The sequence below is a fragment of the Olivibacter sp. SDN3 genome (genome assembly GCF_014334135.1).
In the GTDB taxonomy this organism is placed as follows: Bacteria; Bacteroidota; Bacteroidia; order Sphingobacteriales; family Sphingobacteriaceae; genus Olivibacter.
In genome coordinates this window covers 1,556,642-1,582,923 of sequence record NZ_CP060497.1, presented here as the reverse complement: position 1 = coordinate 1,582,923, position 26,282 = coordinate 1,556,642, and the positions used below count along the sequence as shown (strand labels likewise).

Sequence of the window (26,282 nt, the reverse complement as noted above, 5' to 3'; positions counted from 1 at the left end):
ATGATACGATGTTTAGTAGTAGACGACGAGCCTTTAGCATTAGATATTATCGCAGATTATATAGAAAAAGTGCCTGAACTAAGTTTATCTGCCACTACTACCAATGCCATTGAAGGATTGGGCTTTGTTCAACAGGGCAATATCGATCTGGTTTTTTTAGATGTACAAATGCCCGAGTTGACCGGTATACAATTCTTAAAAATTATCAATGGTAAGTGTGACGTCATACTGACAACGGCCTACCCCCAATATGCATTGGAAGGTTATGAACTCAATGTTACCGACTATTTATTAAAACCAATCGCTTTTGATCGTTTTTATAAATCTGTACAGAAAGTTATCGGACAAAAAAACCAAGCAAAAAACAAACATACATTTGCCGACCAGCCCCAGTCAAATAAGGTTACTGATTTTATCTTCGTAAAAACCGAGCATAAGATACAACGAATTGATTACGATGATATCTATTATATAGAAGGTTTAAAGGATTACATTTCAATCTTTACCTCCAACGAGCGGGTCATCACACTACAGAACATGAAACGCATGGAAGAAACGCTACCTGAGGAACGCTTCATAAGGGTTCACAAGTCGTATATTGTAGCATTGGAAAAAATCGAAAGCATCGAACGCGGGAGGATTTCACTGCGGGACAAAATTATTCCGATAGGTGACACTTTCAAAGATGCTTTCTATAAAAGAATCGGCGAGAAAAACAGCTAATCAAATGTTTCAGAGGAAGCCAAATGCACATTTGGTTTACCAATCGTACGGAAGCTCCCTTTCCCTTCAAGCACATCGCAGTAAACGAGCTGCTTTTCCTCCGCCACCAGAATATCCTCCGCTGCTAAAAAAGTATTATCATGACGCATAGCATATTCGTATCTTCCTTTTTGATAATAATAGCGGCTCACGATTTCCTTCTCCAAAAGCCCTTTGATTTCCGCTTTATAGAACTGGAGTTCATCTAGGTCATTATTATTCAATTTTTCCTTCATAACCGCTAATTCTTCCTCCAGCAAAGGTGTTTTTCCTTCTTCATCTATCGCTAAACGTAATTGTTCCAATAATTTTTCTGAATTTGGGTTATAATGGAAGTTCAAGTCAATTAAATAATCTGTAAATGACTGATACTCATCTTCCGATAAGCTAAAGTCTGCTGCTTTGTTTACGCGTTTATGTGTATTATAATATAAGGTAGCGTAGTCGAAGATGATGAGCTCATTCAATAGCTTTTGAGCAATTGGACTTAATTTTTCTTCTTCCAATGTAATATCTGGAAAAATGCCGTTGCCATTATAAACTTTTCTTCCGTTTTTTGTTTTAAACTCTGTAATGAGACTGTCGTCCATTTTACTACCAAACCCGTAAGCATCTTTGTGTGCATAATCCAGCGCCTGAATACATCTACCAGAAGGTGTATAGTATTTTGCTACGGTAACCTTTACCATGTTATTATAAGGCAATCTATAGGTCTGCTGTACCAGCCCTTTGCCGAAACTCCGCTGTCCCATAACGACGGCCCGATCCATATCCTGCAAAGCTCCTGCAACAATTTCAGAAGCAGAAGCCGAATATTCATTGATCAATATCACCAGTGGAACATCGGGCAAAATTGGCGTATTATTCGTAATGTAAGCTATTTGCTTATTTAATTGCTTTCCTTTCTGTGTTACAACATGCTCCCCTTTATTAACAAAAAGGTTAACAATTTTAACCGATTCTTGTAAAATTCCTCCGCCATTATCTCTCAAATCGAGCACCAATCCTTTAATACCTTTTTCTTCCTGTAAGTCTGCCAGCGCCTCATACATTTCTTCATACGCTCCCGTAAGGAATTTATCAAGTTTAATATATCCTATGCCCTGGTCATTTTTGGAGAAATAACTGATGTTGGGCTGTATAATGTTTGCGCGTTCAATTTGTTTTTCAACAAGTTCATCATTGTCTGCACGTTGAATTTCTAAGTCGACATTTGTATATTCGTTACCCTTGAGTAGATGACTGATTTCCTGTGCTGACTTTCCCTTTACCTGTTCTCCATCGATGCTGATAATCCTATCGCCAGATCGTAAGCCAGATCGATGCGCCGGATACCCCTCGTATATCTCCGCAATATAGACACTACCATCTTTCTTGGTCAGAATTTTTGCTCCTAAACCGCTGTATTTCGTACTAACATATCTCAGTTTAAAGTCTTCAAGATCCGATTCGGGAATAAATTCGGTATAGGGGTCAAGTCTGTTTAGCATGGCATTAATCCCTGTTTTCATTAGATCTTCTGTGTCTATATTTTCCACATAATGCACATTGATCTGCCTATAAAGGGCAGAAAATATTTCAAGATTTTTCCCAACATCAAATAAACCATCCTTCGAAATGGTAAACGCGGTCAATAGCAATGCACCTATAATACCCAATGATATCTTGACTTTTCCGGTAAATTTTACTATCTGTCTCATTCCTAAATGATATTAGCATAGTTAAACATACTACCCCACCATGCTGGTTAGGTGATCCCCCTATTAGCGTTGATGTATGCTATAGCATATTCTTCGTTTCATAAATTACAGTACTAAGATTAAATAAATGTGCCCAAGCAGTTAAAGTCGATTACTTGAAAGGTCAGAAAGCCCTTTTTTTAACGTAAATATGATGTAATCTGGTTTTCTTTTTACTTTCGCGGCTAGCCGTTCGATGAGTTCTTGCTCCTTTCCCGGCTGGTAACTAAGGTCTTCTTCCGTGAGATGATTATACTTTCGCTTCACCTTCTCCTTTAGAATTTCCCAGTCAGATTCACTTAACGCTATAGAAGTCATAAATTTTGGTTTAATAACAAACTTAAAATAAAATTTTACTTAAACAAATACTCCCGTAAATTTAATAAAAATAGCCTGAATTACCACACACCACACTTTTTGAAAAATTAGGCTCGAAATTTGTGGATACAGCAAGCGGTGTTGGCTATAATAACTACCTTAGCAACTAAAACAAATAACAATTAAAAAACAACGTATTAGCATGAAAAAAGTATTTTTATCTATTTGTATACTGATTAGTACAGCGACGATGGCTTCTGCTCAATTACTTCCGACATTTCAATTTGGTTTGAAGGGAGGCCTTAACTTTTCTCAGTTAAGAACGGATGGAAGCTGGTTAAACTCCAGTTCGCGTACCGGTTATCAAGCAGGGGTATGGGCCCGTGTTGGTGGAGCAGGATTTCATTTCCAGCCGGAATTATACGTGACGGGAAAATCCGCAGAAGCAACATTTAATGAAAATAATGGAAATGTAACTGCAAATGTAACTTTTACCAGTCTTGATTTACCCCTATTATTAGGCACACGTATTGGATTAGGCCCTATTGCAGCAAGAGTGCAAGCAGGTCCTGTCGTATCTTTTTTAGTGGATAAAGGTATTGGAAATGCGCTACAAGAAGTAACCGAATTCAGCAACTACAGAAATCAAGCTATTGCACTTACCGGTGGCGTTGGTGTTGACATTATGAAGTTCAGAGCAGACTTAAGGTATGAACATGGTTTAAGTAGTTTAAGCAAGGACGGCTCGGAGTCACAAAAGTTAAGCTTGTGGACAATTGGTATAGGTTACCGCTTATTTTAGGCATAGCGCCGGTAGCGAAGTAGGTAATAAAAAGGGAAACAGTTGAAGGACTCAACTGTTTCCCTTTTTATTAATCCTCGCCCCTGAACACTCCCAGCTTGGTCTGCATAATTACTGCTATAGTTTTAGCCCGGTACTTCACCTCGTTCGCTTGCGGTCCAACGAAGAGCTGGTCTACCGTATCATTCCAAAGGGCTAACCAGCGATCAAAGTGCTTCTCTTCAAATGCAGACAGATAATTTAGATTCATATGCTTATACATCATCCCTCCTTTATATTCTCCACTGTTAAATAAAATGTTGCTCCAGAAGGATATGATAATAGGAATGTGCCGATCCCAGTCGATCGGAATTACGGATGTGAAATAATGACCGATTAGGTCATCCTTTGTTGCTCGATCATAAAAGGTTTTTACCAGCTTTTCGAGATCTATTTTGTTCCTGATATCACGCATTTTTCCCGCGTTCTAAAGTTAGGCGTTATTCATATGCATAGTTTCCAATAACAGCTACGATAACATTTAACCAATGTGGCATTTATCTCCCCGTTTTCTTTGGCCAAAAACTATTGTTGACGAAGCTTTTTTATGCTTCTTTAGCCTTTCCCTGAATCGGCACCGTTATCTGTTAGCATACTAAGTTAATCAAAAGTCGAATATAACTACAATACAACGGCCGAAAACTGGATATATATATATTACGCTTATCTCCATCAAAAGCACTGGGACACACAAGTACCTTATTCTGTTAGTATCAGAACTGATTTTGAGTTAAGAAAAAAAGCAAGAATATTTAACTGCTCCATAGGAAAAAAATAGTAGCCCGATAAAAAATTAATGCCGCATGCGCTCTCCTTTAACATAAAACAAAAAAGGCTACCTTGATAAGGTAGCCTTCCGTCAGATACTAAAACAAACAGTACATACTTCTAAAGTACTTTACCGTTACCTTTAAACCTTGCTATACGTGTATCATCGTCTTTTAACAAAGCTATTTCGTAATATGATTTGCCTTTATAAGGTTTCACAAAATTTGCAGATGCCGTTTTCCAGTCTTTAAAATCTTCACTGCTTAGGGTGGATTTTATTGCATTTGGTAAATCCTTTGGGTGAACAGGTGTTTTTTCATCATCATAAGCCGTTTCCATTCTTTTCAGCACATACCCCACCTCTTTCTTATTTTTCAATGAATCCGCACTTATCAACTGGGCCTTTAGCGAATCATTCTCAGCCTGATACACAATCAATGAATCGTTAGTCGTAATCACCGCAGTTTCTCTATCTATATTTCCCTCACTTGCACTAACCGAATTTACTATCCAAAATAACGATAAAAGATATGCTCCCAAAACAACTTTCTTCATTTCTACATTCCTTTTTGTTGATTCCCTCTCCTATACAGAAATAACGTGCCAATTTAAAAAATGGCCTATAGATGCATAAAACGCCTCCGTTATTTTTCGCTAAAAAAACACACACCACAAATTGTGGAATAATCTCCGCATTCAGTTACACAAAAAAATGACAAAGACGTTCCAAAGGATATCTTATCTTTGCATCATGAATGCAGCAGAAATCAATAATCGCTGGCAAGTTCTTCAAAAATTTGCTTCGGCTCATTTTGATACCGACACTCCTGACATTAAAATTTTACTCTTTCTAATCGGGGTACAAGAGCTCGGTAAGGGGCCCAGAAAGTTCAGCAAAAGACAGAAAGAAGAGCTCATGCATATTGCCACTTGCAGACTATTTAGCAGCATGGGGTTCTATGAATTAGAAGGTTTGGATCAGGATGGATGGCCTCATTGGAAACTGATTAAACCTATACCAAACTATACATTGTTAGAACAGGAGATGATCATTAAATCACTTATTATTGATTATTTCGAAGAGCATTTACCCAACTCTACCACCAATTGATCAAAAACACCTAATTTATAACACTATTTGTCAATGAAGAAAATCATTCTTTTCACTGCACTTTTACTAATCTCACTGGTTATATATGCTGCTAAACCCAAACAACACTACATCCGTTTGTTGGTAAATGGAAATGAATGCATCATAAGATTATATGAGGAAACGCCGAAACATCGGGACAATTTTTTAAACCTTGTAAAAGAGGGCTTTTATAATGGCACACTTTTTCATCGGGTGATAAAGGATTTTATGATTCAAGGTGGTGACCCTGAATCGAAAGATGCTGCGCCAGGTGTTCTTTTAGGCGAGGGCGACCTGGATTATCGCATACCGGCTGAATTTAATGACAGCTTGTTTCACAAAAAGGGCGTGCTGGCAGCTGCGAGAGATAACAATCTGGAAAAAGAATCAAGTGCCACGCAGTTTTATTTGGTACAAGGAAAACGATATACTTCAAAGGACCTTGATCGAATGGAAACACTGAAGATGGATGGCAGGAAGTTCCCACAATATCAAAGAGAAATTTATCAAACACTCGGCGGAACCCCTTTCCTGGATCAAAATTATACCGTTTTTGGCGAAACAGTTAAAGGCCTGGAGTTGATTGACAGTATTGCCTCGCTACCTACGGATAGCAACGACAGACCTTTGCAAAATCAGAAGATGGAGTTCTCCTTACTTAAGCCCATAGAAGTACGAAAACTGGAAGCCGAATTGAGAGGGGAAGACTATAAGCCTAACATTTTTAGACGTTTTTTGGACCTATTTGTTCAGTAATTGCGAAAAAACCAATACCTGGAGATGAGGATCATCACTTATAACGTAAACGGGATACGGGCAGCCATGCGTAAAGATTGGATAGGTTGGCTTAAAACCACTGATGCAGACATCGTTTGTTTACAGGAAATAAAGGCCTCTCCCGATCAGCTTATTGATCTTTTATTAATTGAAGCCATGGGATATGAACATTATTGGTTCCCCGCAGAAAAGAAAGGCTATAGTGGCACAGCTATCTTAACGAGGATAAAGCCCAACAATATAGTATATGGCTGTGGAATAGCAGATTACGACTGTGAAGGCAGACTTATCCGTGCGGATTTTGATCAGTTATCTGTTATTAGTGCTTATTTCCCTTCTGGATCGAGTGGCGATCTTCGGCAGGACTTTAAATATAGATTCCTTGATGATTTTCAAGCCTACACGGATAAATTAGTCACCGAATATCCTAAACTTGTGATTTCGGGAGATTATAATATCTGCCATAAAGCGATAGACATACACAATCCTAAAGCAAACGCAAAAAGTTCGGGATTCTTACCAGAAGAACGTGCGTGGATGGATCGATTTATAGATAGCGGATATATTGATACGTTTAGATATCTTCGCCCAGAACCCCATCAATATACCTGGTGGAGTTACCGGGCAAATGCACGTGCCAAAAATCTTGGGTGGCGTATTGATTATAACTTGGTCAGCAAAGCCCTGGAAAAAAATATTCAAAATGCGGCCATCCTGCCAGAAGCTATCCATTCAGACCATTGTCCGGTTTTACTTGACTTAGCACTTTAATTTTTTTCGCAACTCGGACCCTGGGCTCATGATCAACTGGTATGGTCTGTTGTGATCAGCCACCTTCCATTTATTTTTTTGAACAACAACGTAAAAGTCCCTCCAACATTTCCTTGATTACGAACAAGTGCCCAACGACCAAGGACAAAATAACAATCTGCAGAGAGCGCCTTTATATCCAATAGATCAAAGGTCAATTCACCCATCGTTTCACTATCTGGATAAGTACGCAAATATCTTTCTCTGGCTTTTTGCCAGCCGTATATCGGTCCTTCTCTCCCAACAAACAACAAGCTGTCGCTTTTCCAATACCCATTCATAAAGGCATCAATATCCCCTTTATTCCAAGCCAGCTCTTGTTGCTTCATCACTTCTCTGATAGCCTCTTCACTTTTTTCCTGTCCAACAAGCCTGGTAACTAAGAAAAGAAAAATAACTCCAAAAAAAATTCTATGCATAAATTTCGATTTTGCCATGAAGATAATCAATATCTTCAATTTTAATATCGGCATTACCTCCTTCATCGTACAATGATGCGGCACCCCCTAGCTTTTTCCAAGATTCGATGAGAAAACCCTTGGCGAGAAAGTCCTTTAACAGATGGGATCCCATCATCGTTGTTTTATTCAAAGAATATTTCATACCTTTGTCTAAGCTTTAGGGGTGCTCCGTTTTACGGCGCTGAGAATTACCCTCATAACCTGCTCAGGATAATGCCTGCGAAGGGAAAAGTAAGAAAAACTCACCGCCTTATCGGTGACTTCTAAAGCAGTAACAATTGTTAATTATGGAAGTCATCATCAATCAAGAAGTATTTAATATTCAAAATGACAGCTTAATTGAAGCCTTACGTATTTACGGCCTTCAAGAAACGAGTGGAATCGCTATTGCTGTAAATGATCATGTAATTCCTAAATCTTCGTGGAATTCCTTCCAAGTTCATCCTCAAGACAACATTATTATTATCCGTGCAGCACAGGGAGGGTAGTCAAAAATCCTTCTCTTAATAAAGCGATTCATTATATCAGGAGCGATTAAACAAGTAAAGTATGAAAACAGAGAAACTTCCAAAACAGGAAACCATTAGTAGAACACCTTTCCCAAACTCAAAAAAAGTCTACGTGAAGGGAGGGCTTCATGATATCCAAGTACCGATGCGGGAAATTAGCCTTAGCCCTACAACTGATCGGTTTAAAAACATATCGGAAGAAAATGCGCCAGTTACCGTATACGATACCAGTGGCCCCTATACTGATCCTAACATCGAAATAAATGTATTAAAAGGTTTACCAAAAATACGTCAACAATGGATAGAAGGCCGCAACGACACGGAGCAATTACAAACAGTTTCTTCTGCCTACGGAAAATCTCGTTTATTCAATTCAGATCTTGATTATCTTCGTTTTGAATACGCACAAAAACCAAGAAGAGCTAAACACGGACACAACGTTTCGCAGATGCATTATGCTAAAAAAGGAATTATTACTCCAGAAATGGAGTTTATCGCCATCCGCGAAAATCAGCGATTAGACGCCATGTACCAGAAAGACAACGCTCTCTGGCAACAGCATAAGGGGCACAGTTTTGGTGCCCATATACATAAAGGGTTTATTACGCCCGAATTCGTCCGCGAAGAAATTGCTCGAGGCAGGGCGGTTTTACCGAGCAACATCAATCACCCGGAAATCGAACCCATGATCATTGGCCGGAATTTCCTTGTCAAAATAAACGCCAATATTGGAAACTCTGCTGTTACCTCGAGTATAGAGGAAGAGGTAGAGAAAATGGTATGGGCCATTCGTTGGGGAGCAGATACGGTGATGGACCTCTCAACTGGCAAAAACATTCATGAAACACGCGAATGGATAATCCGTAATTCGCCTGTGCCAATCGGCACGGTTCCTATTTATCAGGCACTTGAAAAAGTAAATGGTAAAGCGGAAGAATTAACCTGGGAGATCTTTAAAGATACGCTTATAGAGCAGGCAGAACAAGGTGTTGACTATTTCACGATACATGCCGGCGTACGATTGCCTTATGTCCCCCTAACAGCGAAACGGGTAACCGGCATCGTATCTAGGGGCGGTTCTATTATGGCCAAATGGTGCCTAGCTCATCATCAGGAAAATTTCCTATATACCCATTTTGAGGAAATTTGTGAGATCATGAAAGTGTATGATGTAAGTTTTTCTTTAGGCGACGGACTTCGACCAGGATCGATTGCCGATGCAAATGACGCTGCGCAATTTGGCGAACTGGAGACCTTGGGAGAGCTCACGCAAATCGCCTGGAAGCAGGATGTTCAAACGATGATTGAGGGCCCTGGACACATTCCGATGCATATGATTAAAGAAAACATGGACAAACAGTTGCAAGAATGTGGTGAGGCTCCATTTTACACCCTCGGGCCACTCACCACTGATATTGCTCCCGGCTATGACCACATTACTTCCGGGATTGGCGCCGCCATGATTGGCTGGTTTGGCACGTCCATGCTATGTTATGTAACGCCTAAGGAACATTTAGGTTTACCCAATAAAAAGGACGTTAAAGACGGTGTGATTACCTACAAAATAGCGGCACATGCTGCAGACCTTGCGAAAGGACACCCCGGGGCACAACATCGAGATAACGCTATGAGTAAAGCACGTTTTGAATTTAGATGGGACGACCAGTTCAATTTAGCGTTAGACCCTGACACTGCGCGTGAATTTCATGATGAAACACTGCCGGCAGAAGGAGCAAAAACGGCCCATTTCTGCAGTATGTGTGGACCTAATTTCTGTAGTATGAAGATCACACAGGATGTTCGGAAGTTTGCCGAAGAACAGGGCGTTGAAACAAGTGAAGCAATAAGCAAGGGATTAAACGAAAAAGCAGCGGAATTTAAGAAAAATAACTTTGAGATCTATTCTTAGATAATGATTAGGAACACCTCGGTGGTAGCTGCAATAAAAGCAATAAGATTAGTGAAGATTGTTCTCATTACTTCTGAAAACCCTGTTCAAAAGGAACAGGAAACTATTAACGACCTGTTCGTTGCCGGGTTACAATTGCTACACATACGCAAACCCTACATGTCTTTCCCCGACATACGTAACTTTATCTTGCGTATCAATGAACGGTTCTATGATAAAATTGTCGTACATAATCACCCGGGATTACAGCAAGAGTTCAATTTGGCAGGTGTACACTTAAAGCCCACTGTTTTCGAAAAAACTCCGGTAACCGCCAATATCCTGTCGACATCTTCGCACAGCATATCAGCCTTTCAAAGGCTCGACAAAAAAAATAGCCACATTTTCCTGAGCCCTGTTTTCGACAGTCTTTCGAAAGCAGGTTACCAAGGAAAGCCAGAACTGTTAAAAGCTGGTACAATACCCCGACAAGGGAAGCTCATTGCGTTAGGTGGTATTACCGCTGAGAATATTGCCCAGGTAGCTAATAGGGGTTTTGACGGAGCGGCACTGCTGGGGTACATCTGGCAAGGCGAAGCTCCATTAAAAAACTTCTACAAGCTAAAGGAACAGATTTCATGAAAAAGATCGAACGACTACATTATATAACCCATGCTACCAACAGTGACGATTTACACCGTCAAATCGAAAGCATTGCTCAAGAGCGCCGCTCTTGGATACAGTTTAGATGTAAAGAACTGAAAGACATTACTTTTCTAAAGGAAGCCTCTAAAGTCTTATCCATCACCCGCCAATATGGTGCAACCTGTATTATCAACGACAGGGTGGAAATTGCAAAAGAACTGGATGCCGATGGTGTACATATAGGAAAGGAAGACATGGAACCAAAGATCGCTAGGCAATTGCTGGGTAATGACAAAATTATTGGGTGTACCGCAAACACCCTGGAAGACATCTTATGGTTAAATAAGCAACCTATCGACTATATAGGATTAGGTCCGCTACGTTATACTCCCACAAAGAAAAGACTGAGTCCGATAATAGGCCTTGAGGGTTATATCCACATGATGCAAGAGCTGGGAAACCGTCAAATCCATCTCCCGATTATCGCCATAGGTGGAATTTTACTAAGTGATATAGAAAAATTGATGCAAACCGGCGTTCATGGTATCGCGGTTTCTGCTGTAATCGGCAACAGCGTGTCTCCCGCAAACATTTATAAAGAAATGTTAACTAAAATTGAAGACACTTTAGGTGTCTTTACAAACAAGGAAAAGATATGACACAGCCTTTAAAGATCGCTGATAAAACTTTTACTTCCCGGTTATTTACCGGGACGGGTAAGTTTAGCTCTATGGAGCAAATGGAAAAAGCGCTATTAACCTCTGAAACCGAACTGGTAACTGTTGCCCTGAAAAGAGTTGAGCTCCAGCATACAACAGACAACTTGTTAGAACATCTCAGACATCCACATTTAAATTTATTACCGAACACTTCTGGTGTACGCACAGCAAAGGAAGCTGTTTTTGCGGCAGAACTGGCAAGGGAGGCTTTAGAGACCAATTGGCTAAAACTGGAAATACATCCCGACCCAAAGTACCTCATGCCAGACCCCATTGAAACACTTAAGGCTGCAGAAGAATTGGTAAAAATGAATTTTGTTGTCCTTCCTTATTGCCATGCAGATCCTGTGCTTTGCAAGCGGCTGGAAGAGGTTGGTGTGGCGGCTGTTATGCCTCTCGGTGCACCTATTGGTAGCAATCAAGGTTTAACTACCTTAACCATGTTAGAGATCATCATCGATCAGTCTGATGTTCCAGTAATTATTGATGCTGGCATAGGAGCGCCCAGTCATGCTGCACAGGCCATGGAAATAGGCGCTGACGCAGTTCTTGTCAATACTGCCATTGCTACAACCAGCCGACCTGAGCAAATGGCTTTAGCTTTTAAAAAGGCAGTGGTAGCCGGTAGAATCGCCTATGAAGCAGGAATGGCTCAGGTAAACTTGTTGGCCGAAGCATCGAGTCCGCTTACGTCATTTTTAACCCCATGAGTTTATGTTTACAGAAACTTTCAAAAAATATAGTTGGGAACAAGAACAGGTTTCTCTTTACGCAAAAACAGCAACAGATGTGCAGAATGCCCTACGCAAGAATAAGCGGTCGTACGAAGATTTCAAAGCGCTGATTTCTCCGGCAGCCTCTCCTTTTTTGGAGCATATGGCACTTTTAAGTCATCAAGAAACGAAGAAACGGTTTGGAAAAACCATCCAACTATACGCACCACTATACCTGTCGAATGAATGTCAAAATATATGCACCTATTGTGGGTTCAGTTTAGATAATAAGATTCCTCGAAAAACCTTGACCACCGTTGAGCTGTTACAGGAAATCGCCGCGCTAAAGGAGATGGGTTATCAGCATGTATTACTGGTTACAGGAGAAGCCCAACAACTTGTTGGTATGGACTATTTCAGAAAGATGTTACCAGTTGTAAAAAAACATTTCGCACACATAGCAATGGAAGTGCAGCCATTAGACGCTCCTAATTATCAAGAACTACATGCTTTGGGCGTAAACGCTATACTGGTATACCAAGAGACCTACCACGAAGAAGATTATAAGCTACATCACCCTAAAGGCAAGAAATCGAATTTCGTCTATCGTTTGGAAGCGCCCGATCGTATTGGAGGTGCGGGTATTCATAAAATTGGACTGGGTGCGCTCCTTGGGTTAGACGATTGGCGAACGGATAGTGCTTTTACGGCATTGCATCTGCAATATTTGGAAAAATACTACTGGAGGAGCAAGTTTTCTATTTCTTTTCCACGTTTAAGACCTCATGTTGGAGGCTTGGAACCAAAGTCTGTTATCAATGACCGGGAGTTGGTACAACTAATTTGCGCTTGGAGATTATTTAACAACGATTTGGAACTTTCCATGTCAACACGTGAATGCGAAACGTTTCGCAACAATATTATAAAACTCGGCATCACTTCTATTAGTGCCGGCTCCAAGACGAACCCGGGAGGTTACGCTGTTGCCCCACAAAGTTTAGAGCAATTCGAGATCGACGACAACCGATCTCCTGAGGAGATTGCCCACGTTATTCGTAATGCCGGGTATGAGCCTGTGTGGAAAGACTGGGACCTTGTTCTCCAACATACTTCACTTTAAACGCTAGGAAAATAAAATGTTAGCAGAACAAAAAAAATATTTTGACCGCCATTTGAAGCTTGAAGGCTTTGGCGAAAAATCTCAAGAGAAACTACTTAATTCCAGCGTACTTGTAGTTGGGGCAGGCGGATTGGGATGCCCCGTACTGCAATATCTGGTTACTGCTGGCGTAGGGCAGATTGGTATAATAGATGGAGACACTATTGCTCAAAGCAACTTGCATCGTCAAATTCTTTTTCGGATAGACGATATAGGTAAATCCAAGGCGCAGGTTGCAGCATCTAGGCTGAGGCAATTACAACCTGCTGTAAATATTCAGATTTATGATCAGGCTTTAACTTCTGAGAACGCCCTGGAGATTTTTGATTCTTATGATTTAATCGTAGATGGAACAGATAATTTCGCCGCGCGATATTTGGTGAACGATGCCAGCGTTATGCTGAACAAACCTTTCGTTTCGGGAGCAATTGACGGTTATATAGGACAAATTTCAGTATTCAACTATAACGGAGGTCCAACCTATCGCTGTTTATATCCCGATGAGCCGTCTCCAGAGACGTGCAACTCTTGTTCGGTGAATGGTGTGCTCAATGTCCTTCCAGGGATCGTAGCCCTCTACATGACAAACGAAATTATTAAGGTAATTACCGGTTATGGAGAAGTTTTGTCCGGCAAGTTGCTTCTGATGGATATTAGAACGAGTAACCACCAGGTGATCAGTTTTACATTAAACGCGGAAAATAAGAAGGTAAATACTTTAAAAAGAGATGTTTTACTGAACATAGGAGAGCTTTCATCATTTATGGCGCTACATCCCGAAACTCAGCTTATTGACGTAAGGGAGGCGTGGGAATTTGAAGAGAGTAACGTAGGAGGCATTAATATCCCTTTAAATGAGCTGCCTTTTCGCAAGAACGAAATAGATAAGAGCAAACCCATTATTCTAGCTTGCCAATCGGGTAAAAGAAGTCGTTATGCCGCCAAGATTTTGAAAATGCTAAATGAAGCTCCTGTATATTTAACTCGTTTGGAGCCATAGCCGTTTTTTATCAAAATTTCGCTTACTTACTAACTTTAATAACGGAACAAATACCTTTGTATATAAGCTATTGATGTTCCAAATGCCAAAAAAATACCATTAAAATTCTTTGTGCCGATGTTCGATCGTATCGCAATGACGTTTTGTTTTAAACACCCTTTTCTATCCCGCATAAACGGGAAAAACTGTTATAGCAGTTGCCTTTCATTTCGGTTTAAAAAATAATGATGTTAACCGTTCAGTTATTTCAGCTTATCGTTATTTTTATGCCTATCAGCATCGCGAATGGATTTTTTTTCTAGGTTTTTTTCTAGGGCTTTTGTTAAGTCGATTCCTGTTTGATTAGCCAAACAGATGAGTACAAATAAGACGTCGGCCATCTCATCTGCCAAATCAACGTCCTTATCTTTCCTTTTAAAGGATTGTTCTCCATACTGGCGAGCCATAATCCTTGCAACCTCACCAACTTCTTCCATTAACATTGCAGTATTAGTGAGCTCATTAAAATACCTTACGCCTATTCTTTTAATCCATTGATCTACTGCTTCTTGTGCTTCTTGTATAGTCATATTTTTAGGGGTTTTTTTCGCTTTTGTGTATCTAAATTCAAATGAAAATTAACAGCAGGAGTAGAAAATCTGCTAATAGTTATCTCGGTCTTTTGTATTCATCATAATGGTAACGGGACCGTCGTTTATCAACGATATTTTCATATCAGCACCAAAAACACCTGTCGCTATTTTTTTGTCTAGCATACTTTCTAGTTCCGCTATCGTTTGCTCGTATAGCGGGATTGCCTGATCGGGTTTAGCGGCACGAATGAAGGACGGACGATTGCCTTTCTTTGTTAGCGCAAAGAGGGTGAACTGCGAAACCAGTAATATATTACCATCCACTTCTCGAAGAGATCTGTTCATTAAACTTTTATCATCACAGAAAATCCGCATGTTCACTATTTTTTGGGTCAGCCACCTCAAATCGTCTTCACCGTCGGATTCTTCTATACCGAGTAATATCAAAAGACCCTGCGTAATTTCGCCTGTTGTTTTATCATCTACTTTGCATGAAGCCTCACTCACGCGTTGTATAACGGCTCTCATATTTCTTCCCTTTCTGCCCATAGTCGAGCAATATTTACAATAGTGAGCGCGGCCTTTTGCATATCCTGCACAGATACCCATTCCTGCTTTCCATGAAAAGCATGCTCCCCGGCAAAAACATTAGGACAAGGCAGTCCCATAAAAGATAGGCGGGAACCATCAGTACCGCCCCTGATACTACGTCTTATTGGAGTTAAGCCCGTTTGCTGAATCGCCTTTAAGCCTATGTTCATCACTTCAGGATGTTGATCAAGCACTTGCTTCATGTTTCGATATTGTTCCGTTACTTTAAAGCTGAAGGTACAGTTGGGATATTGGTTTACTACACGCATGGCAATCGTTTCCAGCTCCCGCTCATGTTGTTTCAGCATCTCATCGGAAAAGTCTCTGATAATAAAATCGATAGTGGCCCGCTCGACTGAGCCGTTGATGGATACCGGATGTATAAACCCCTCCTTTCCTTCAGTAGATTCGGGAGAGAGCCTATCTTTGGGTAATGCCTCAATAATAGCTGATGCAATTTTTAATGCACTCTGCATCTTATTCTTGGCAAAACCGGGGTGTGTGCTCACGCCATTAACGACCAGCTCGACACCGTCAGCGGAAAATGTCTCATCTTCAATTGATCCCAAAGTTTCCCCATCTACGGTATAACCAAAGTCAGCTCCCAGTTTTTCGATATCGACTTTATCTACACCTCTTCCAATTTCCTCATCAGGAGTGAATAATATCCGAATCTTCCCGTGTTTAATTTCGGGATGTTTAACAAGTATAGCTATTGCGTCCATTATGGCCGCCAATCCCGCTTTATTATCTGCACCAAGCAAGGTGGTTCCGCTTGCAGTAATAATATCATTCCCATGTTGTTCCTTCAAGTCTGGATGATTAGATTCACTAATAATTTGAGTAGGGTCATTAGGGAGGGTCAGATCATTCCCCTGATAGTTATGATGAATAATCGGTTGCACATCTGTTCCACTACAATCAGGTGAAGTATCCATATGGGAACAGAAGCATATTACCGGAACATTCGCTATAGATGTGTTGCTTTCTAACGATGCATAAACGTATCCGTAATCATCTAAGTGCGCGTCTGTCAGGCCTAATCCTTGCAGTTCTTCCACCAACACCTTCCCTAAGTCTTTTTGCTTCATGGTCGAAGGTTGAGAAGTAGAAGAGGGGTCACTTTGGGTATCAATTTTTACGTAACGCAAAAATCGCTCAGTTAAGCTGTGCACGTAAGGTTCTATCGAAATACTCATAACCGTAAAATTAATATTTTCCGGCTATTCTATTCAACCCTTCTTTGGCCTTATTTTCTATACTTCCTTCGTAATCATGATTTTTCATCGCGATGGCTCTGTTATAGTAGTCGGCCGCCTGCTTATACTGCCGTTTCTGCTCATAGAGGTTTCCCACAAAAACCGCAGCATTTGCAGCATAATAATATTTACTATCATGCCCGAAGTCAATCGCATAGCTATAAAGTTTTATCGCGTTTTGTATTTCTCCTACTTCGTGACAAAGCCGTCCAAAACGATAACAGTATTCAATTTTATCCCTTTTTAATTGATAATCATTGGCGTTCTCCTGCTTAAGTATCTGTCTAGCCTTTTCATAGTATCCCCCATCAAATAGTAACCTAGCTTTTAGCAGAGCTACATTTGGTTGCCCGTCATTGGCTTCATTGAGTGCCTGCTTATCTCTTTCGTCATAGCTAGTCCCCTCGCTTGCCACTTTTTCGATATAGTTGCTATAAGCTACTTTATCACCTTTAATGAGGGCTACATATGCCATATGCAAGTAGGCGTCCTTTACCATGCTTGCTCCATTACTGGTCTTTACAAAGTGTTGGAAAGTATTGATTGCCGACAGATCTAGCTTATTAATTTTAGCCATCGCCAGAAGATAATCAAGATAGGGATAGGAGGTATAGCTTGGATCTTTCGGCCGGTTAGTTAAATACGTTATAGCTGCATCATTATGCCCGGTTTTAAAGGAAGTATATGCTTGCACATAAACCTTTAGCAAACTGTGATTATTCATCTTTTGCGATTTGGCAATGATATGGTTATAAGCATCCTTTTTTTTCGTTATGTTGACCCAAACCTGCATCAAGTAAAAAACCGATTCATCGTAAAATAGCGCATAGTCTGTTAGCGGTAACTGTTCAACCAAATTCTCAAGCATTTTCTCTCCCCGCATCGTATTACCATGTACGCCCAGCGTTCCCAAAGCCTTTTGCGCACTTGAGGGTAAAGATCCTAATACCGCATTTACCATTCCTAAAGCAATCCTATTGGGAAGAAAATCAGGAAACTTTTCCGCATTCTCCTGTAACATATTGTAGGCTCTTTTAATTTCAAAAGCGCTCGCTACATACTCTTGATAACGACCTCTCAGCAACGCCCATTGTAAGTTGATTTCTGCTTGAGAAAACAAGTAATAAGGAGACTCTTTGTCGGCTTCGCTCAGACTTGCAAGCCGGGTAGATTTGTTCTTTTTGAGTTTGTCAAATTCGGCTTTATTGTCTGTTGCCAGAATATGAAAATAATCGATATAGTTCTCTATCAGATAAACTAGCTTGTTGTCCGGGTTATGCTGCTTTTCCTTTTTTATATAATCCCTGGCAATGTCTAACCTCACATTAAGTGCTTCTTGATAGGCTTTTTGGCAATTCATGTTAAAGTCGAAAGACGCTTGTATATTATTTGATGTGGCGAAAATAAAAACAGCAACCAATAAAACCACTCTTTGGAACATATAGTAATCTTTGAAAATAAAAATAAAAAATGCTAGTTGGTATTATTAGCAGGAACGGTGCCAAAAAAAGAATAGTCAATAAAAAAAGCTCAGACATATGTCTGAGCTTTGTCAAGTTCCAATAAATTTTCTTATGCCTCTACGTTATGCTCAACAAAAGCTTCGTCTACAAGGATTCGTCCGCAATGTTCACAGACAATAATCTTTTTACGTTGACGAATATCAAGCTGTCGTTGAGGAGGTATCTGGTTATGGCATCCTGAACACGAATCCCGGTCGATCGTCACTACGGCCAACCCATTTTTAGCGTTATTACGTAAACGGTTGTAAGCGATTAATAGTCGCTCCTCAATCAACCCTTCTGCTCCTTCAGCCCTATGCAACAGTTCGTCTTCATCTTTTTGGGTTTCTGACGTTATGGTATCCAATTCTTCCTTCTTTACCGATAAGTCCTTCTTACGCTCTTCCAGATCATGCTCCGTCTTGTCGTAAACATCCGTTTTGTTCTTTATTTCAAATTCGTGCTCACGAATTTTCTTTTCGCAAACCTGAATTTCCAGCCCTTGAATCTCTATTTCTTTGGTAATCGCATCATATTCACGATTATTTTTGACTTCATTTAGTTGCGATTCATACTTTTTGATGGCAGTCTGGGCTTCCTTAATCATATTTTTACGATTAACGATTGCATCCTCCAAATCATCCAATTCGGTTCTTATTTTTTCAATGCGGGTTTCTAAACCAGCAACCTCATCTTCAAGATCAGCAACTTCAATAGGCAATTCGCCGCGAACTTGACGGATCTTGTCAATTTTGGTATGAATTGTCTGCAAATCCCAAAGGGCCTGCAACTTCTGCTCTACGGTTTGTTCCATTAAATATAATAATTTATGGGGTTTGTATTTACTCCGGTTAAACGGACTGCAAAGTTAGGAAATTTTTTTTGAATTATTTCCAACAATAATTCTTGCGTAAACTGCTCACTTTCAAAATGTCCGACATCGGTTATCAGTATCTTCCCTTCTGCATCGAAAAACTCATGATATTTATAGTCGGCCGTAACAAAGGCATCAGCGCCCATACGGATAGCATGCGGAAGCAAAAATCCACCGGCGCCGCCGCAAACAGCCACCCGCTGAATTTTTTTACCGTTTAGGTTGGAGTGCCTAATTACCTGTACATTCAAATTTTCTTTTACAATGGCTAAAAAATCGAGTTCTTCCAACGCCTCCTGAGTCTGGCCTATCATACCACTCCCGACCTGATGATACTTATTTTGCAGTTTGTATATATCGTAAGCCACTTCTTCATAAGGGTGTGCCTCATGCATGGCCACCACAAGCTTCTTTTCTACATGTTTTGGATAAATTACTTCGACCTTTTCTTCTTTTTCATGATGTCTTTCCCCCACATTTCCAACATAAGGATTGGTTCCATCGCCAGCTTTGAAAGTACCGAGCCCTTCCGTATTAAAGCTACACTCACTATAATTGCCTATTGCCCCGGCTCCGGCCTGAAATAATGCATCACGTAAAGTTTCGGCATCACTTTTCGGCACAAAAACAACCAATTTATAAAGCAGATCATCTTTGGGTAGTAAAATAGAACAGTTAGAAAGTTTTAATTTGTCTGCAATTTTCCGATTAACACCATGATTTACATTATCTAGATTTGTATGAATCGCGTAGATAGCTATATCATGTTTAATGGCTTTCATCACCACCCTTTCAACATAAGAGTTACCATTGAGTTTTTTTAGGCCTTTAAAGACTATTGGGTGATGAGAGATAATAATATCACAACCACTTTCAACAGCTTCATGTACCACATCCTCAGTACAATCAAGAGATATCAAACCGCTTTTAATCTCTTTATTATATGTGCCAACAATTAAGCCTGAATTATCGTAACCCTCTTGATAGGCAAGTGGCGCCTGTTTCTCCAAATAGTTTACCAGTTCAGATAAAATCATAGATCCTATAGATTAGTTGTTCCCTCCTTGTTCCTCTCCTGCATGAACAGGTTATGCTCTTTCAGAAGTTCTCGAAATCTATTTATTTTTACCCAATAAACGATAAAATAAAAAAAATAGACGAGGTTAATTCCTAACAAAATATTGAGCGGAAGAGGAAAAATCGTGATCAGGTACAGCACGGCAACCGTTAATCCTGTAGAACGGCCAGGGGCCTCTTCCTCAGCAATTTTCCTATCATAAAATTCATTAGTTAAGGAGTCTGCCATCCTTTTCGCGAGCTCAAAGTTCCAATAGATGTTAAAAATAGGTATGAGCACTAACCATGCTTCACCCGGTTTCATAAACCTGTTTTCCGGAGCGATTAACTTTAAAGTTAAACGAAAGGTATTTGCATATAGCGCTTTGATCATTAGAAAGATGATTGCGACTATACCCGCAGCAATCAGCGTCTCATTGTCTAGCTTATTTATGTCCAGTTCCATCTGCACGAAAGTACATCAAAAAAACATAAATAGCATAGCCCCCTTTAAAGGTTTTTTGGCCTATTCATAAACCACAAGGAAACAGCAAAATTGAGAAGAATTCCGGCTAATAGGGCTCCTCCAAATCGACCTATATACTCTTCCATGTAGGGTTGCTGTTCGTATTGTAGTAAAATAGCTGTTGCCAGCCCCGCTAGTACCCCACCCACTAACAGGATCATAAATCCCTGCACAAAGGCTCGGAAAAAGGAAAGCTCTCCGTTGGTTAACGTCTTTTTATATTTTCTGATACCTAAATATAAACCAACAAATGGTATAAGAACGGATAGATACTCCATCCAGGATATTCCCAGTATACCTCTCGAGGGAATTATTTCTCTATTGTGAACACCCGTCTTTTGTATAAAGAATATCCATATTCCACTAAGAATACCGATGAGAACACCGTAGGGCCATGCATGCTTCATAGTAAGTCTATTTGATTGTTTCAGTATAACAAGGTTTATCACCTAATTGTTTATTTTCATCTATAAATGGTTTTTCCTACATTTTACTTTCAATTTAAGTTTTTAATAAAAACTATTTTGCAGCTGTTCGCGGCATTTTAGTTATTTGTTTGAAATATTGTCTAAAAACCTTCTTTATAATCTCGATAAATCAGCAGATCTCCAATTGGAGATTATTGTAATATTTAAAGATTATAGCTACTTTAGGGAAAAATGTCTTTAAAATATTGGCTTTTAATAAACACCATAACAAGCAGCTTTCCGAAAGCGATTTATTACTACGATATAAATCAACGGGTGATCTTCAATTACTAGGTTCGTTGTATGAGCCTTACATGCCTTTGGTTTATGGTTTATGTTTAAGGTATCTAAAAGACGAAGCCAAAAGTGAGGATGCTGTTATGCAAATTTTTGAACAGCTGATTAAGAAACTTAGCGTACACCATGTTAAGAACTTTAAAAGTTGGCTGTATTCGCTTGCCCGAAATCATTGCTTAATGGAATTAAGGGCTTCAGATAAAAATAGCTTATCAATTGATGAAAATTCTTTTATGGAAAATGAGTTAATTGAGCATCAAGAGTTTGAGGAGGATACACTTGAGACAAAACTTACGTTGATGGAGAGGTGTTTAGCAAAACTAAATAAGGAACAACAGCAATGTGTTCGACTATTTTATTTAGATCAAAAGTGCTACAAGGACATTTCTATTATCACTGGTTATGATATAAATAAAGTAAAAAGTTATATACAGAACGGGAAAAGAAATCTAAAACTCTGTATGGAAAGAAATGGCAATGGGTGACTCACACGACATTATACGCATACAACAATATTTAAAGGGCGAGCTAAACCCCGAGGAAATGAATGCACTTGAAAGGCAGGCCTTGGAGGACCCATTATTGAATGATGCAATAGAAGGCTTTACGGAAACGGGAATAAAGCCTCATAAATTAACTTTATTACAGCAGAGGCTACAGGAGCGAGTAACCGAACAGCCACAAGAGCATAGTAGAATGCTATTTAATTCGCAACGTCTGGGAATAGCCGCGGTAGCTTGTCTATTATTCATTTTGTCCTGCGTTTTATTATGGATGATCAACGCTAAAAACATGAAAGATGCCGGGCAAACCAAACAGGTAACCATGGAACTGAGCACGAAGGACCCGATACCTGTTGGAAACGATTTATTTATTGCACGTAAGCTAACAGAAGAATCAGCGTCTCCGAAGGGAGGATGGGAAGCCTTTAATCAATATGTAAAAGAAAATAAGCGTATACTAAGTGGATCTAATTCAGTTTCGGTTATCATGCAATTTGAAATAGATGCTGTGGGCAAGCCGAAAAACATAAGATCAGCAAAAGACCAATCATCCTTTACTGAAGAGGCTAAAAGGCTTATAAAAAACGGACCAACATGGGTAGCTGGTCAACATGCTGAGGTCGAGTTTGTTTTTGAGTAATGAGTAGTTACAGCACATAATGCATAATCCCGTAGGTAATTCCTGCTAAAACGGCTGAAACCGGAATTGTAAGTACCCAGGCCCATAAAAGACTGATAGTAACTCCCCATCGAACAGCTGACACGCGCTTTACAAGGCCAACTCCAATAATGGACCCTGTTATAGTGTGAGTGGTAGAAACCGGTATACCAAAATGCTCCGTAATCCCTAATGTCAATGCTCCCGCAGTTTCTGCGCCTACCCCCTCAAGTGCGGTTACCTTGGTTATCTTAGTCCCCATAGTTTTGACAATCTTCCATCCACCACTCATCGTACCTAAGGCGATGGCCGAATAACAGGTCAAGGGAATCCATTCTGGCATGTGATCGGCATTTGGCAAGTACCCCCCTGCAACCATTGCCACTACAATAATACCCATTACCTTTTGAGCGTCATTCCCCCCATGCGCAAAGCTCAATGCCGCAGAAGAGATAAGCTGTAGTCTTTTGAACCATTTCTCGGCTACAGCGGGACGCGAACGCTTGGCCAGATGTAGAATAATGAGCGTTATAATAATCGATATAAGCATCCCTATTACGGGCGCCAAAACAATAAATGAAATTATTTTCAATGTTGGCCCAAGGTTTATGGCACCCAATACTGAGTCTCCCAGAAAAAGCGCATGGGACATCCCTGCCCCGGCAAAACCTCCGATTAGCGTGTGTGAAGAACTTGACGGTACACCATAATACCAGGTAAAGAGGTTCCATCCTATTGCCGCTATCAATCCGGCTAATATTACTTCAAGTGTAATATAGTTTTCAACCACCGTTTTGGCTATGGTGTTGGCAACTTTATGGTCTGTAAAATAAAAATATGCGGCAAAATTGAATGCAGCGGCCCAAAGTACTGCTTGAAATGGTGTTAAAACTTTCGTGGAAACAATGGTTGCTATGGAGTTCGCGGCGTCGTGGAAACCGTTGATATAATCAAAAGCAATAGCTAAAACAATAACAACAACCAATATGGTGGTTAACATAATTTTAAATTTTAATTTGCGAATGGGGCGGCTAACGTCATTTTCTTCATTACATGTTAGGCATTTTTCACCAAAATGCTTTCCAGCACATTAGCCACATCTTCACACATGTCAGTAGCGGTCTCCAATGTCGATAACACCTCTTTATATTTAATCAGGGCAATTGCATCCTTCTCATATAGGAAAAGATCTCCAACGGCCTTATTATAAACATAATCTGCTTTGTTTTCTACGCTGTTGACACGTACACAGGCATCTGCAATACTCCTAACATTTTTTAGGTTTCTTAGCTCGTGCATTCCCTTGGAGAGGGCTACTACTGCTTCAACAATTAGGGCAGATAATTCTTTAATGGGCTCAGTAATTGTATCAACGTGGTACAGCTCCATTCTATTCGCGGAATCAAATATGTAATCTGCGATATCATCCAAAGCGCTGGCTAGCGTGTGGATATCTTCCCTGTCGAAAGGAGTAATAAAGTTCTTCCCCAGTTCCAAATGAATCTGATGGGTTATATCGTCGCCTTTGTGCTCTAAATCTTTAACTCGTTTATAGAGGAGCTTACGCTGTTCTAAGTCGTCTGAATTAACCGCCTCATTTAGCGCGTTGGCAATATCAATGAGGTTGGTACTGGCCTGTTCAAAAAGAGGAAAAAATTTCTTGTCTTTTGGAACGAAGTATTGAAATATACTATTTAGCGACATTTTATTGAATTAAATTATGTTGCAAAGGTATATCCTTAATGTTAACTTAATGTTAAGTTTGTGCCAACTCTTTAAAAAGCAATACTTGAGTAACTGCAAAGAAGCAGTCTAGATTTAGCCTTTTTCCAATGTAAACCCAAAAGTCGAGCCCAGCCCCTCCGTACTCCGAACGGAAATTGTTTGCTGATGGGCCTCAAGTATATGCTTGACAATCGCTAAGCCAAGGCCGGAGCCCCCTATTTGTCGTGATCTGCTTTTATCTGCTCGAAAAAACCGTTCAAATAACCGAGGTAAGTATTTTTCTTCAATTCCGATTCCATCATCAGTTACTTCCACAAGCACTTGATCATGAAGCTCATAAGTTTTGATATAAGTATGACCTCTCTCTTTGCCATATTTTAATGAGTTGTTAATAAGGTTAACCAGTACCTGTCTGATTTTTTCTTTATCGGCATTCACAAAAACAGGGTGATTATACTTATGCTTGAAAACTAACGCTATATCGTGTTTTTCCGCTTTGAGTTCTAAAGACTCAATAACCTCGCGTAAAAGCATTGATAGGTCAAAGCGCTGGTAATTGATTTTAATTTCACCGCTTTCTAATTTAGCGATCTCATCCAAATCCGTTATTAGATAACTTAAGCGATCAATATTATTTGAAGCTTTCTGAAGAAAGGCTTCAGCTCTTTCGGGTTCTTCGTACATCAACCCGTCCTGTACAGCCTCAAGATACCCCTGAATAGCAAAAAGAGGTGTTTTAAATTCATGCGATATGTTTGACAAAAACTCTCTTCTGAACTGTTCTTGGCTCTTCAATGCATCTATCTCTATTTTTTTTTCGCGGGCCCATGATTTCACTTCTTCTTGTACATCATTTATTGGATCATCACTTAGCTGTTCTCCCAACGCATCCTTCAGATCCTTGCCCAATTTTAAGTTATGTATAAGTTTATATATTAAAGTTATCTTACGATATACATAGCGCTCGATAAGGTAATAAAAAACAAAAAAACTACAGATAAATGCTATTACAAAGGTTATAAGGAAATAATACCAACTGTGTTGAAAATAAAAATTTACCGAGCTTAGCGATAACGCCACAATCAGCGCATTAATAGAAACCAGCAATTTAAACTGCATAATTATTTTGATGAACTATGGGTAACCTCTTTCATGCTATTGAACATCATCGTCAAGAGGTACTATTCAAACTCTCCCAACACCGTTATTCCCCCCTTTACCTTATCTCCCAGTTTGATCTTCACTTTAGTGCCAATAGGCAAAAACACATCAACCCTCGACCCAAATTTTATAAACCCAAACTCTTCCCCTTGCTTCACTTCTCTTCCTTCTTCCACATACCATACTATCCTTCTAGCTAATGCGCCCGCTATCTGCCTAAATAAAACATCTACTCCCAACGCATGCCGAACAACGATCGTGGTACGTTCATTGAGCGTTGACGATTTAGGGTTCCATGCCATAAGGTACTTACCCGGATGATATTTGAAAAACTTAACAATTCCCGAAATAGGGCTCCTGTTACTATGCACATTAATAGGCGACATAAATATAGACACCTGTAACCTTCTATCATTAAAATATTCCGTTTCCTCTGTTTCTTCTATTACGACAACTTTTCCATCGGCAGGACATAATATTTTCTGTTCACTTGCATCAACTTTACGAACAGGGCTTCTAAAAAATTGAATGATGGTTACCAGTAACACAAAAGAAACAATATATCCAAACCATGTAAGCACCGTATGCTCTGAAAAGAAAAAATGTATCGATGCGTTTAAAACAAACACAAATAATATTGATAATGCTAGTGTAGTATAACCTTCTTTATGGAATTTCATTCGTAAATATTTTTCGTATGCTCTTATTTAACACAAGCCCTTTCAAATGGTTAGGTATTATTGATCTATCTTTTCCTCAGGCTATACATACCTATTCTGGCCGATGTACTTATTTTTTGCTACAAACTTAGTATATTTTTTTCTCAGCATAAAATTTATTGCTTGTTGTT

32 protein-coding genes and 1 riboswitch are annotated in these 26,282 nt (G+C 39.8%); of the genes, 14 read left to right on the top strand and 18 right to left on the bottom strand.

Features of this window, described 5'->3' with window-relative positions; translation table 11 throughout:
- Entirely contained in the window at positions 1–723 is a 723-nt protein-coding gene (locus H8S90_RS06390) for a LytTR family DNA-binding domain-containing protein (RefSeq protein WP_187341742.1), read from the top strand.
- Here H8S90_RS06390 and H8S90_RS06385 read toward each other — a convergent pair.
- Together H8S90_RS06385 and H8S90_RS06380 are read right to left on the bottom strand one after the other, a co-directional pair.
- Positions 720–2,462 (bottom strand): S41 family peptidase, encoded by a 1,743-nt coding sequence (locus H8S90_RS06385; RefSeq protein WP_187341741.1) that lies wholly within the window; start codon positions 2,460–2,462, stop codon positions 720–722. The two genes, H8S90_RS06390 and H8S90_RS06385, sit on opposite strands and share 4 nt — an antisense overlap.
- Positions 2,463–2,603: 141 nt before the next feature.
- A complete protein-coding gene (locus H8S90_RS06380; protein ID WP_187341740.1) occupies positions 2,604–2,819 on the bottom strand; it encodes a hypothetical protein in 216 nt (71 codons plus the stop codon).
- A 202-nt stretch (positions 2,820–3,021) separates the two neighbouring features.
- On the opposite strand from H8S90_RS06380, the gene H8S90_RS06375 reads away from it, so the two are divergent.
- Positions 3,022–3,621, top strand: coding sequence for a porin family protein (locus H8S90_RS06375; RefSeq protein WP_187341739.1), 600 nt, complete (start codon positions 3,022–3,024; stop codon positions 3,619–3,621).
- A 70-nt stretch (positions 3,622–3,691) separates the two neighbouring features.
- Here the strand turns inward: H8S90_RS06375 and H8S90_RS06370 are convergent, their stop codons facing one another.
- Complete coding sequence (locus H8S90_RS06370; protein WP_187341738.1) at positions 3,692–4,075, bottom strand: group III truncated hemoglobin; 384 nt, start codon at positions 4,073–4,075, stop codon at positions 3,692–3,694.
- Between the two features lie 473 nt (positions 4,076–4,548).
- Positions 4,549–4,983, bottom strand: a complete 435-nt coding sequence (locus H8S90_RS06365) for a hypothetical protein (protein WP_187341737.1) — start codon at positions 4,981–4,983, stop codon at positions 4,549–4,551.
- 196 nt (positions 4,984–5,179) lie between these two features.
- On the opposite strand from H8S90_RS06365, the gene H8S90_RS06360 reads away from it, so the two are divergent.
- From H8S90_RS06360 to H8S90_RS06350, 3 genes are read left to right on the top strand one after another with little or no spacing between them, the layout of a single operon-like run.
- The gene (locus H8S90_RS06360; protein ID WP_187342942.1) at positions 5,180–5,539 is read left to right on the top strand and encodes a hypothetical protein; all 360 of its coding nucleotides are present in this window, start codon (positions 5,180–5,182) and stop codon (positions 5,537–5,539) included.
- A gap of 33 nt (positions 5,540–5,572) precedes the next feature.
- Positions 5,573–6,316 (top strand): peptidylprolyl isomerase, encoded by a 744-nt coding sequence (locus H8S90_RS06355; protein WP_187341736.1) that lies wholly within the window; start codon positions 5,573–5,575, stop codon positions 6,314–6,316.
- A gap of 24 nt (positions 6,317–6,340) precedes the next feature.
- Positions 6,341–7,108: an exodeoxyribonuclease III gene (locus H8S90_RS06350; RefSeq protein WP_187341735.1), complete on the top strand. Its 768-nt coding sequence runs from the start codon at positions 6,341–6,343 to the stop codon at positions 7,106–7,108.
- A gap of 32 nt (positions 7,109–7,140) precedes the next feature.
- Here the strand turns inward: H8S90_RS06350 and H8S90_RS06345 are convergent, their stop codons facing one another.
- Positions 7,141–7,566, bottom strand: a complete 426-nt coding sequence (locus tag H8S90_RS06345; protein WP_187341734.1) for a DUF4440 domain-containing protein — start codon at positions 7,564–7,566, stop codon at positions 7,141–7,143.
- A complete protein-coding gene (locus H8S90_RS06340; protein WP_187341733.1) occupies positions 7,559–7,750 on the bottom strand; it encodes a hypothetical protein in 192 nt (63 codons plus the stop codon). Before H8S90_RS06340 ends, H8S90_RS06345 begins: the two co-directional genes overlap by 8 nt.
- A gap of 7 nt (positions 7,751–7,757) precedes the next feature.
- A riboswitch (TPP riboswitch) is annotated at positions 7,758–7,853 on the top strand.
- Between the two features lie 42 nt (positions 7,854–7,895).
- On the opposite strand from H8S90_RS06340, the gene thiS reads away from it, so the two are divergent.
- The 7 genes from thiS (at position 7,896) to H8S90_RS06305 (ending at position 14,241) form a co-directional block, all read left to right on the top strand.
- Positions 7,896–8,096: a sulfur carrier protein ThiS gene (thiS, locus tag H8S90_RS06335; RefSeq protein ID WP_187341732.1), complete on the top strand. Its 201-nt coding sequence runs from the start codon at positions 7,896–7,898 to the stop codon at positions 8,094–8,096.
- A 61-nt stretch (positions 8,097–8,157) separates the two neighbouring features.
- Positions 8,158–10,026, top strand: a complete 1,869-nt coding sequence (gene thiC / locus H8S90_RS06330; protein WP_187341731.1) for a phosphomethylpyrimidine synthase ThiC — start codon at positions 8,158–8,160, stop codon at positions 10,024–10,026.
- A 3-nt stretch (positions 10,027–10,029) separates the two neighbouring features.
- Positions 10,030–10,647, top strand: a complete 618-nt coding sequence (locus H8S90_RS06325) for a thiamine phosphate synthase (protein WP_187341730.1) — start codon at positions 10,030–10,032, stop codon at positions 10,645–10,647.
- Positions 10,644–11,309 carry a thiamine phosphate synthase gene (gene thiE / locus H8S90_RS06320; RefSeq protein WP_187341729.1) on the top strand — a complete coding sequence of 222 codons (666 nt, stop codon included), beginning with the start codon at positions 10,644–10,646 and terminating at the stop codon, positions 11,307–11,309. Before H8S90_RS06325 ends, thiE begins: the two co-directional genes overlap by 4 nt.
- Positions 11,306–12,079, top strand: a complete 774-nt coding sequence (locus tag H8S90_RS06315) for a thiazole synthase (RefSeq protein ID WP_187341728.1) — start codon at positions 11,306–11,308, stop codon at positions 12,077–12,079. Before thiE ends, H8S90_RS06315 begins: the two co-directional genes overlap by 4 nt.
- 4 nt (positions 12,080–12,083) lie before the next feature.
- Positions 12,084–13,202: a 2-iminoacetate synthase ThiH gene (thiH, locus tag H8S90_RS06310; protein WP_187341727.1), complete on the top strand. Its 1,119-nt coding sequence runs from the start codon at positions 12,084–12,086 to the stop codon at positions 13,200–13,202.
- A gap of 16 nt (positions 13,203–13,218) precedes the next feature.
- Positions 13,219–14,241 carry a HesA/MoeB/ThiF family protein gene (locus H8S90_RS06305; protein WP_187341726.1) on the top strand — a complete coding sequence of 341 codons (1,023 nt, stop codon included), beginning with the start codon at positions 13,219–13,221 and terminating at the stop codon, positions 14,239–14,241.
- A gap of 242 nt (positions 14,242–14,483) precedes the next feature.
- Here H8S90_RS06305 and H8S90_RS06300 read toward each other — a convergent pair whose 3' ends face one another.
- The 8 genes from H8S90_RS06300 to H8S90_RS06265 all read right to left on the bottom strand — a co-directional run bounded on the left by H8S90_RS06300 (position 14,484) and on the right by H8S90_RS06265 (position 21,028).
- A complete protein-coding gene (locus H8S90_RS06300) occupies positions 14,484–14,810 on the bottom strand; it encodes a nucleotide pyrophosphohydrolase (RefSeq protein ID WP_187341725.1) in 327 nt (108 codons plus the stop codon).
- A gap of 72 nt (positions 14,811–14,882) precedes the next feature.
- Positions 14,883–15,341 carry a D-aminoacyl-tRNA deacylase gene (gene dtd, locus H8S90_RS06295; protein WP_187342941.1) on the bottom strand — a complete coding sequence of 153 codons (459 nt, stop codon included), beginning with the start codon at positions 15,339–15,341 and terminating at the stop codon, positions 14,883–14,885.
- Positions 15,338–16,603 (bottom strand): peptidase T, encoded by a 1,266-nt coding sequence (pepT, locus tag H8S90_RS06290; protein WP_187341724.1) that lies wholly within the window; start codon positions 16,601–16,603, stop codon positions 15,338–15,340. The genes dtd and pepT overlap by 4 nt, the downstream gene beginning before the upstream one ends.
- Before the next feature lie 10 nt (positions 16,604–16,613).
- A complete protein-coding gene (locus H8S90_RS06285) occupies positions 16,614–18,104 on the bottom strand; it encodes a lipopolysaccharide assembly protein LapB (RefSeq protein ID WP_187341723.1) in 1,491 nt (496 codons plus the stop codon).
- Positions 18,105–18,235: 131 nt separating this feature from the next.
- The gene (locus H8S90_RS06280) at positions 18,236–18,979 is read right to left on the bottom strand and encodes a zinc ribbon domain-containing protein (RefSeq protein WP_187341722.1); all 744 of its coding nucleotides are present in this window, start codon (positions 18,977–18,979) and stop codon (positions 18,236–18,238) included.
- Entirely contained in the window at positions 18,979–20,076 is a 1,098-nt protein-coding gene (locus H8S90_RS06275) for a Nif3-like dinuclear metal center hexameric protein (RefSeq protein ID WP_187341721.1), read from the bottom strand. Before H8S90_RS06275 ends, H8S90_RS06280 begins: the two co-directional genes overlap by 1 nt.
- 5 nt (positions 20,077–20,081) lie before the next feature.
- Positions 20,082–20,561: a hypothetical protein gene (locus H8S90_RS06270; RefSeq protein ID WP_187341720.1), complete on the bottom strand. Its 480-nt coding sequence runs from the start codon at positions 20,559–20,561 to the stop codon at positions 20,082–20,084.
- A gap of 44 nt (positions 20,562–20,605) precedes the next feature.
- The gene (locus H8S90_RS06265; RefSeq protein ID WP_187341719.1) at positions 20,606–21,028 is read right to left on the bottom strand and encodes a DUF4199 domain-containing protein; all 423 of its coding nucleotides are present in this window, start codon (positions 21,026–21,028) and stop codon (positions 20,606–20,608) included.
- A gap of 266 nt (positions 21,029–21,294) precedes the next feature.
- Here H8S90_RS06265 and H8S90_RS06260 point away from each other — a divergent pair, with 266 nt between their 5' ends.
- Positions 21,295–21,870: an RNA polymerase sigma factor gene (locus H8S90_RS06260; protein WP_187341718.1), complete on the top strand. Its 576-nt coding sequence runs from the start codon at positions 21,295–21,297 to the stop codon at positions 21,868–21,870.
- Positions 21,863–22,528 (top strand): hypothetical protein, encoded by a 666-nt coding sequence (locus H8S90_RS06255; RefSeq protein ID WP_187341717.1) that lies wholly within the window; start codon positions 21,863–21,865, stop codon positions 22,526–22,528. The genes H8S90_RS06260 and H8S90_RS06255 overlap by 8 nt, the downstream gene beginning before the upstream one ends.
- A 7-nt stretch (positions 22,529–22,535) precedes the next feature.
- On the opposite strand, the gene H8S90_RS06250 is transcribed toward H8S90_RS06255, so the two are convergent.
- The 4 genes from H8S90_RS06250 to H8S90_RS06235 all read right to left on the bottom strand — a co-directional run bounded on the left by H8S90_RS06250 (position 22,536) and on the right by H8S90_RS06235 (position 26,112).
- Positions 22,536–23,546 carry an inorganic phosphate transporter gene (locus tag H8S90_RS06250; RefSeq protein WP_187341716.1) on the bottom strand — a complete coding sequence of 337 codons (1,011 nt, stop codon included), beginning with the start codon at positions 23,544–23,546 and terminating at the stop codon, positions 22,536–22,538.
- A 56-nt stretch (positions 23,547–23,602) separates the two neighbouring features.
- On the bottom strand, positions 23,603–24,250 hold the full coding sequence (locus H8S90_RS06245; RefSeq protein ID WP_187341715.1) for a DUF47 domain-containing protein: 648 nt from the start codon (positions 24,248–24,250) through the stop codon (positions 23,603–23,605).
- 114 nt (positions 24,251–24,364) lie between these two features.
- Positions 24,365–25,390: a cell wall metabolism sensor histidine kinase WalK gene (locus H8S90_RS06240; RefSeq protein ID WP_187341714.1), complete on the bottom strand. Its 1,026-nt coding sequence runs from the start codon at positions 25,388–25,390 to the stop codon at positions 24,365–24,367.
- A 62-nt stretch (positions 25,391–25,452) separates the two neighbouring features.
- Entirely contained in the window at positions 25,453–26,112 is a 660-nt protein-coding gene (locus H8S90_RS06235; RefSeq protein ID WP_187341713.1) for a phosphatidylserine decarboxylase family protein, read from the bottom strand.
- Between the last annotated feature and the right edge of the window lie 170 nt (positions 26,113–26,282).